The 8,976-nt window shown below is 43.2% G+C and carries 3 protein-coding genes; all 3 read right to left on the bottom strand.

Annotated elements, in window-relative coordinates:
* Positions 1–1,376: type I polyketide synthase (locus IQ264_RS02735; RefSeq protein ID WP_193978345.1), on the bottom strand; the 1,376-nt coding region annotated here is incomplete at its 3' end.
* Positions 1,373–4,375: a beta-ketoacyl reductase gene (locus IQ264_RS33360; protein WP_322744586.1), complete on the bottom strand. Its 3,003-nt coding sequence runs from the start codon at positions 4,373–4,375 to the stop codon at positions 1,373–1,375. The genes IQ264_RS33360 and IQ264_RS02735, both read right to left, overlap by 4 nt.
* A gap of 59 nt (positions 4,376–4,434) precedes the next feature.
* Positions 4,435–8,955: an SDR family NAD(P)-dependent oxidoreductase gene (locus IQ264_RS33350; protein ID WP_413470327.1), complete on the bottom strand. Its 4,521-nt coding sequence runs from the start codon at positions 8,953–8,955 to the stop codon at positions 4,435–4,437.
* Positions 8,956–8,976: the final 21 nt, after the last annotated feature.

The raw sequence follows: 8,976 nt of genomic DNA, 5'->3' as shown, positions 1-8,976 counted from the left end.
AGATGTGTATAAGTCACAGCATTAGTACCGCTAACGCCGAAAGAACTAACCCCTGCGAGGCGGGAATTTTCTATTGTTTGCCAGTGGGTTTTAGATGTTGGCACCATCAAGGGCAAATTTTCCCAGTCAATATGCGGACTGGGTTGTTTATAGTGCAAATGTGGCACAATTTCTTGGTGCTGCATTTGCAACACTACCTTCATCAACCCAGCCATTCCCGCAGCTGCTTCTGAGTGTCCGATGTTGGTCTTCACCGAAGCAATAGTTAGGGGTTGGTCTTTAGAGCGATGATGACCGAATACTGCCGCTATCGCTCCCACCTCTATAGGATCGCCCAAAGCCGTACCCGTACCATGAACCTCAATATAGCTGATTTGATTCGGTTCTACGCCTCCATTGGACAAAGCTTGGCGAATCACCGTTTGTTGTGCTAGTCCATTAGGAGCAGTCAAACCGCTGCTGCGACCATCTTGGTTAACCGCACTACCTCGAAGGGTAGCTAAAATCCGGTCTTTGTCTTTTATCGCATCTGAGAGCCGCTTGACTACAATCACCCCGCACCCTTCAGCACGGACATAGCCATCAGCCGAAGCATCAAACGTTTTGCAACGACCATCAGGTGCAAGCATTCGGGCCTTCGATAAAATAACATTAACTTCTGGCAAAGCTTGCAAATTAACTCCGCCAACCAGTGCTAAATTACATTCATGGTTGCGTAAACTGGCTAGAGCTAAATGAATTGCCACCAACGAGGAAGAACAAGCCGTATCCACTGCCAAGCTAGGCCCCGTTAGACCAAGAATATAAGATAACCTTCCAGCAGCGGCATTACTTGTATTACCTGTACCTTGGTAAGCATCTATCTCTGTTGTTTCTCTCTTCAACAACCGATGTAAATAATCATTAACAGTGATACCAACGAACACACCCGTTTGACTACCAACCAGGGTATCGGGTTTAATCGCAGCATTTTCCAGAGCTTCCCAACTTACCTCTAATAGCAAACGTTGTTGCGGATCGAGGGTCAGAGCTTCTCTGGGTGAAATGCCAAAAAACTGTGCATCAAATTCTTCTAATCGATCGATAAATCCGCCATAGCGAGAGTACATTTTTCCCGGAGCACTGGGATCTGAATCGTAGAAAGCATCAATATCCCAGCGATTCGAGGGAACTTCGGAAATCGCATCTACGCCATTGCACAATAGTTCCCAGAAAGCTTCTGGAGAATTAGCACCTCCGGGAAATCTGCAACCCATACCAACGATCGCCAACGGTTCTTTTTTGGCCTTTTCCATCGCCTCAAGCTGAGATTTCATCTCCTTGAGTTCTAGGAGTGCCTTCTTCATTAAAGTTTGACGGTCTGTGTTGGTGTTCATTGCTTCTTACCTTCATCAATAAGGGCTAATTCTTCTGCAAGCAGCTGTTCGATTTCACTTTCTGATAGTTCATCAAGATCGGTTAATAAATCAGAATTTGATTGGCTAATATCTTGGTTAGTCCGTTCGCGCAGCGTTGCGTAAGCAGTATCGCTTGGCTTATCAATGGACAGGTAATCTTTGGCTAAATAATCAGCCAATACTTTGACATTGGGATAATCAAAACTCAAAGTAGCGGGTAAAGAACAAGCCAAAGACTTTTGCAGACGGTTGCGTAATTCTACAGCCATCAACGAATCCATCCCTAACTCAAAAAACCCTTGTTCGAGTTCTGCTGTTGATAGTTTCCGACCCAACACTTGACCTACTTGCTCGGTTACATGATCGATTACTAATTGGTAACGTCGATCGACTTTAGTTGCTTCTAATTGAGCAAGAAACTCTGATTTTTGAATCGGTTTCGCGCTTGTGAAATTAGCAAAGAATGGCGATAAGTTAGTTGACTGCTTAACAAAAACTGACCAATTTATCGGTAAGACTGTCACTTGTCTAGAAGTTTGGGTTAATAATTGCTTCAACATAGCTTTTCCTTGTTGGGGAGCAATCAAACTAATACCCATTGTTTGCAGTCGCTCTACTTCCCGACGATCGACTTTTTCTATCATCCCGACATCTGACCAAGCTCCCCAGTTAATACTTAACCCTGGTAAATTTAACGAGGAGCGATAATGAGCCATTCCATCCAGAAAAGCATTAGCCGCTGCATAATTTGCCGTCCCCGCAGAACCCAAAATACATGATATTGAAGAGAAAAGTACGAAGAAATCCAAAGCTAAGTCTTGGGTAAGGCGATGCAAATTCCAGGTTCCGCTGACCTTGGGTGCAAACACTTTAGCAAATAATTCCCATTGATGCTCCAATATCCGTCGGTTATCTACCACACCAGCCGCATGAATAATACCCTTTAGCGGTGGCATGATGGTGTTAATTTGATTGAGTAAAGAGGCGACTTCTGCTTCTATTGATATATCCGCTTGGATCGCTATCACCTGAGTTCCCATCTCTTCAAGTTGATTGATGGTGGCTTTTGCTCTTTCCTTGGGTAGGCTACGTCCTACTAATACCAAGTGTTTTGCTCCCTGCTCTACCAGCGATTGTGCGACTGATAACCCAATTCCTCCCATTCCTCCTGTGATTAAGTAGGTAGCATCGGCTTTGATATTTAGAGATTGTTTGACAATTTTCTGCTGTTTTATGATTCGGTTTACATACCGTTTGCCATTGCGAAAAGCTATTTGATTTTCACTATTCTTTGCTCGATCTGAACTAATTTCTGCCCCTAGACTTTGTGCATTATTGCGATCGTTTTCTGGGTCTAAATCTACGAGTCTACAGTTAAGTTCTGGATGTTCGTTGTTAATTACTCTTCCTAATCCCCACAAGGTTGATTGGGCGACTCCAGTTAGCTTAGATGTTTCACCTACTGGTTGCGCTCCTTTGGTTACTAGCCATAAAGAAGGCGACTGGGAATATCCTTGTTTAGCTATTGATTGAATCAGGAATAAGACTCCGCCACATCCGATTTGTGAGGCTATTTCTAATTCTGCTCCTGTTAGGTCTTTAGCTTCTACTGCATCTAAACTCCAGAGATAAACTATTCCTTTGATGGGGATTTGGTTTGACTGTAGTAGTCGATCGAAGTCTTGGGAATTACTTGGGTTGATGGTGAATTCTTGCGCCGATCTCTGTTGATATCCTTCCCCTGGGAAAACTAGGATACAATTTTTGAAAACTTCTTTTAATTCCTGAGCAATGCCTTGTTTATCTGCAAATAATAGCCAGGTTTCCGGTGAGTTTTGGCTGTCTTTCGGCGCGATTTCTTGTATCCTTTCTTGCTGTTGCCATACTAATTCGTAGCACCATTCTTGATTTTCTTTTGGTACTAGATGTTGCTGGTGTTCTTTGACTAAAGCTGCCAATATTTCCGGTAATAATTTCTTTTGTTCCTCTGAGAAGTTCCCGGCTTTTTGCAATAGCTCCATTAACTCTTCTGTATTTCCTCGATTTAAAAGGTTGGTAATGGGAGTTTGGCTATTTTCTGGTGAGCTATTTTCATTTGGTCGATCGGGAGTTGCTGTACTTTCAATCCAATAACGTTCTCTTTGAAAGGGATAGTTGGGTAAGATAACTTTGTTTCCGGGGTAGTCTCGGTGAACTCCTGCCCAATCTATTGTGATTCCTGCTTCATATAATTCGCCTAAACTGGTGAGTAGCTGTTGCCATTCATTCATCGCTGGACGCACTGAAGCCAACCACAAACCGTTCGGCTGACGCTCACGGAAGCCTGTACTTTCTGGTAAACACTCTCGTCCCATTCCTAATAATATTGGTTTAGGCCCGATCTCTACAAATATTTCATATTCCAATTCATGCAACGTTTCCATACTCTTAGCAAACTGCACTGGTTGAATAATATGATTTACCCAATATTGTGCTGTATTGATGTTTTCTGCTGCTAGGTTTCCGGTGACATTGGAAATTATCGGAATTTGCGGTTGATTGTAGGTGATGCTATTAGCAAGTTGCTCAAATTCTTTGAGCATTGGTGTCATTAATGGGGAGTGGAAGGCGTGAGAAACTTGTAGTTGTTTGGTTTTGATTCCTTGTTTTGTCAGTGCTTCGACGATAGTTTTGATGTCTTTGCTGGCTCCTGATATGACTGTACTTTGAGGACTGTTGATGGCGGCGATCGCTACTTTATCGCCATAATCTGCAATTATTGATTTGACCTTTTCAACTGATGCCATCGCGGAAACCATTTCGCCACCTGATGGTAACTGTTGCATTAATTTGCCACGATGGGCAATCAGTTTTAACCCTTCTTCTAAGCTAAATACTCCGGCTACACAAGCGGCGACATATTCGCCAACGCTGTGCCCCATGACTATGTTTGGTGTTATTCCCCATGATTTCCATAGTTGATATAGGGCGTATTCGATCGCAAATAATGCAGGTTGAGTATAAGCAGTTTGATTTAATGTTTCTGCTAAAACAGGGGTTAGGGGTTGGGGGTTGGGGAATTGTCTTTCTCCCTATCCCCTAACACCTGACCCCTATCCCCTAATTCTTCGGTTTCGGGGGCATAAATTATGTCTAATAATGACCTTTCTAGATAAGGAAGCAGAATTTCATTGCACTGTTCTAAAGTTTGACGGAACAGGGGTTGGGTGTCGTATAGTTGACGACCCATGTTGATGTATTGCGAGCCTTGTCCGGTGAATAAAAATGCTATTTTGGAGGGTTTTTTCGGCTGTCGATCTCCAAGTTTAAAAGCACTTAATTGCGCGATTAATTGTTCTTTGGATTGGGCAATCAACGCTAGGCGATGTTGAAAATGTTCCCTACCTGTGTTGGCTGTGTAGCATATATCTGCTAGTGGCAAATCTGAATTAGTTTGAATGTAGTTTTGATAGCGAAAAGCTAACTGTTCTAAAGCTGATGCTGTCTTTGCCGATAGGGTAAACAGATGTAAGGAACGTTCGACTGATGGAGTGACAGGCTCAAGTTTTGGGGCTTCTTCTAAGACTACATGAACATTAGTACCGCTAATACCAAAAGAACTAACTCCTGCTAATCGGGAATTTTCTGTAGTAGCCCAAGACATTTTATTTTGAGGCACCATCACGGGCAAATTTTTCCAGTCAATATGTGGACTGGGTTGTTTATAGTGCAAGTGTGGGGCGATTTCTTGGTGCTGCATTTGCAACACTACCTTCATCAACCCAGCTATTCCCGCTGCCGATTCTAAGTGTCCGATGTTGGTCTTCACAGAAGCAATAGTCAAGGGTTGATCTTTAGAGCGATCGTTACCAAATACTGCGCCCAGAGATCCTACTTCTATTGGGTCTCCTAAAGAGGTGCCTGTACCATGAGTTTCTATATAGCTGATTTGATTTGGTTGTACGCCGCTATTTTCTAGGGCTTGGCGAATCACTTTTTGTTGTGATGGCCCATTTGGGGCGGTCAGACCACTGCTGCGACCATCTTGGTTAACCGCACTACCTCGAATGGTGGCTAAAATCCGGTCTTTGTCTTTTATCGCATCGGATAGCCGCTTGATTACAATCATTCCGCACCCTTCTGCACGGACATAGCCATCGGCGGAAGCATCAAATGCTTTGCAATGACCATCAGGTGCAAGCATTCGGGCTTTTGATAAGATAATGCTAATTTCTGGTGCAACTAGCAGATTCACACCGCCAACTAGTGCTAAGTTACATTCATGGTTGCGGAGACTGGCTAGAGCTAAATGAGTTGCCACCAACGAAGAAGAACAAGCTGTATCCACTGCCATGCTAGGCCCGGTTAAACCGAGAATATAAGACAACCGCCCAGCGGCGACACTAGGAATATTACCTGTACCTTGGTAAGCATCTATCTCTGTTGTTCCTCTCTTCAACAACCGTTGCAAATAATCATTAGTAGTCATACCAACGAACACGCCAGTTTGACTACCAACTAGGGTGTTGGGTTCGATCGCCGCATTTTCCAAAGCCTCCCAACTTACTTCCAATAGTAGACGTTGTTGCGGATCGAGCGAGAGAGCTTCTCTGGGTGAAATGCCAAAAAACTGAGCGTCAAATTCTTCTATTTGATTGACAAACCCGCCATAGCGAGCGTACATTTTTCCCGGAACTTCTGGATCTGGGTCATAGAATGCGTTGATATCCCAGCGATTTGGAGGAACTTCGGAAATCGCATCTACGCCATTGCACAATAGTTCCCAGAAAGCTTCTGGAGAGTTAGCACCTCCGGGAAATCGGCAAGCCATACCGACAATAGCCAGGGGTTCTTTTTGGCTCTTTTCGATCGCCTCAAATCCTTTTTTACTCCCGTTGAGTTCCCTGTTTTCATTTCGGGCGGTTTCAAGGGAAAGGATGTCTTTGGCGATATAATCAGCTAACACTTTGACATTGGGATAATCAAAGCTCAAGGTGGCAGGTAAAGAGCAAGCAAAGGACTTTTGCAGACGGTTGCGTAATTCTACAGCCGTCAATGAATCCATGCCTAAGTCAAAAAATCCTTGTTCGAGTTCTGGTGTTGATAGTTTTCGACCCAATACTTGACTTACTTGCTCGGTTACGCGATCGATTACTAATTGGTAGCCGCCATTTTTAGTTGCTTCTAATTGAGCCAGAAACTCGGATTTTTGCATCGGTTTCGCGCTTGTAAAGTTAGCGAAAAATGCTGATACATTAGTTGATTGGCTGATATATTTTGACCAATCCATAGCTAAAACTGTCACTTGAGCAGAGGATTGGTTTAATAATTGTTGGAGTACTGCCAATGCTTGTTTGGGAGCTAAGGGATTAATACCCCTTGTTTGCATTCGCTCTACTTCTCGATTATCCAATTTTGCTACCATCCCTACTTGTGACCAAGGGCCCCAGTTAATACTCAACGCTGGTAAATTTAATGATCTGCGATAATGAGCCAGAGTATCGAGAAAGGCATTAGCCGCTGCATAATTTGCTGTACCCACATAACCAAGTATCTGAGCAACCGAAGAAAACAATACAAAGAAGTCCAAATCTAAGTCTTGGGTGAAGCGATGCAAATTCCAAGCGCCGCTGACTTTGGGTGCAAAGACTTTAGCAAATAATTGCCATTGGTGTTCTAATAGCAGTCGATCGTCAATTACACCAGCCGCATGAATAATACCTTTTAGCGGTGGCATGGTGGTGTTAATTTGATTCAGTAATGAGGCGACTTCCGCTTCTTTTGATATATCTGCTGCGATCGCTACCACCTGTGCTCCCATCTCTTCGAGTCGGTTGATGGTTGAAGAAGTTGTTTCGTTTTGTTGGCTACGTCCTACTAAGACTAAGTGTTTTGCTCCCTGCTCTACTAGCCATTGTGCGACGAGTAAGCCAATTCCTCCCATTCCTCCTGCGATCAGGTATGTGCGATCGGCTTTGAAATTTAGAGATTGTTTGCCAATTTTCTGCTGTTTTATGATTCGGTTTACATACCGTTTTCCATTGCGAAAAGCTATCTGATTTTCACTACTTGTTGACGGCTGGAAACCAATTTCTTGGGAAAGGTTTTCTACGTTTTGATGTTCTGCTGGGTCTAAATCCACGAGTCTACAGTTAAGTTCTGGATGCTCGTTGCTAATTACGCTTCCTAATCCCCATAAGGTTGATTGGGCGACTCCTGTTAGTTGAGTTCCTACATTTACTGGTTGCGCTCCTTTGGTTACTAACCATAAAGAAGGCGGTTGCGAATATCCTTGTTTCGCTATTGATTGAATTAAGGATAAGACTCCTCCGCATCCAATTTGTGAGGCTATTTCTAATTCTCCTCCAGTTAGGTCTTTAGCTTCTACTGCATTTAAGCTCCAGAGATAAACTATTCCTTTAATGGGGATTTTGTTTGACTGTAGTAGTCGATCGAAGTCTTGGGAATTACTTGGGTTGATGGTGAATTCTTGTGCTGATATCTGTTGATATTCTGTTCCAGGAAAAACTAGAATACAAGTTTTAGAAAGTGAATTCCATAAGTTACTTAATTCCTGACTAATCCCTTGTCGATCGGCAAATATTAACCAATTTTCCGGGGATGTTGAACTTTTTTTGGGCGCGAGTTCTTCTCTTCTTTCTTGCTGTTGCCATTCTAATTCGTAGCACCATTCTTGATTTTCTGACGATACAAATTCGGATGCTTGATAGGGAGTTGTTGTACTTTCAATCCAATAACGTTCTCTTTGGAAGGGATAGTTGGGTAAGGTAACTTTGTTTCCGGGGTAGTCCCGGTGAAATCCTGACCAATCTATTGTGACTCCTGCTTCATATAATGAGGCTAAACTGGTGAGTAGCTGTTGCCATTCGGGTGTTTGCGATCGCACTGAAGCCAACCACAAACCTGTGTTTTCTGGCAAACATTCCCGCCCCATTCCTAATAATATTGGTTTTGGCCCGATTTCGACAAATATTTCACATTCCAATTGCTGTAATGTGGTGATACTCTTGGCAAACTGCACTGGTTGAATAATATGATTTACCCAATATTGTGCTGTGGCGATGTTTTCTTCTGCTAATTGTCCAGTGACGTTGGAAATTATCGGAATCTGAGGTTGATTGTAGGTAATGCTGTTGGCTAAAAGCTCAAATTCTGCCAACATTGGTTTCATTAATGGGGAGTGGAAGGCGTGAGAAACTTGTAATTGTTTGGTTTTGATTCCTTGTTTTGAAAGTTGCTCAACTATGGCTTGGATCTCAATGCTTGCTCCTGAAATGACGATGCTTTGTGGACTGTTAATAGCAGCGATCGCTACTGTATCACCATAATCTGCGATGATTGATTTAACTTTTTCGACCGTTGCCATTACGGAAACCATTTCGCCACCAGAGGGCAACTGTTGCATTAACTTTCCGCGATGGGCAATCAGTTTTAGTGCTTCTTCTAAGCTAAATACTCCGGCTACACAAGCGGCGACATATTCGCCAACGCTGTGCCCCATGACTATGTTTGGTGTTATTCCCCATGATTTCCATAGTTGATATAGGGCGTATTCGATCGCAAATAATGCAGGTTGAGT

Source organism: [Phormidium] sp. LEGE 05292 (assembly GCF_015207735.1).
GTDB lineage: Bacteria > Cyanobacteriota > Cyanobacteriia > Cyanobacteriales > Aerosakkonemataceae > Floridanema.
This window is presented reverse-complemented; position numbering and strand designations above follow the sequence as displayed.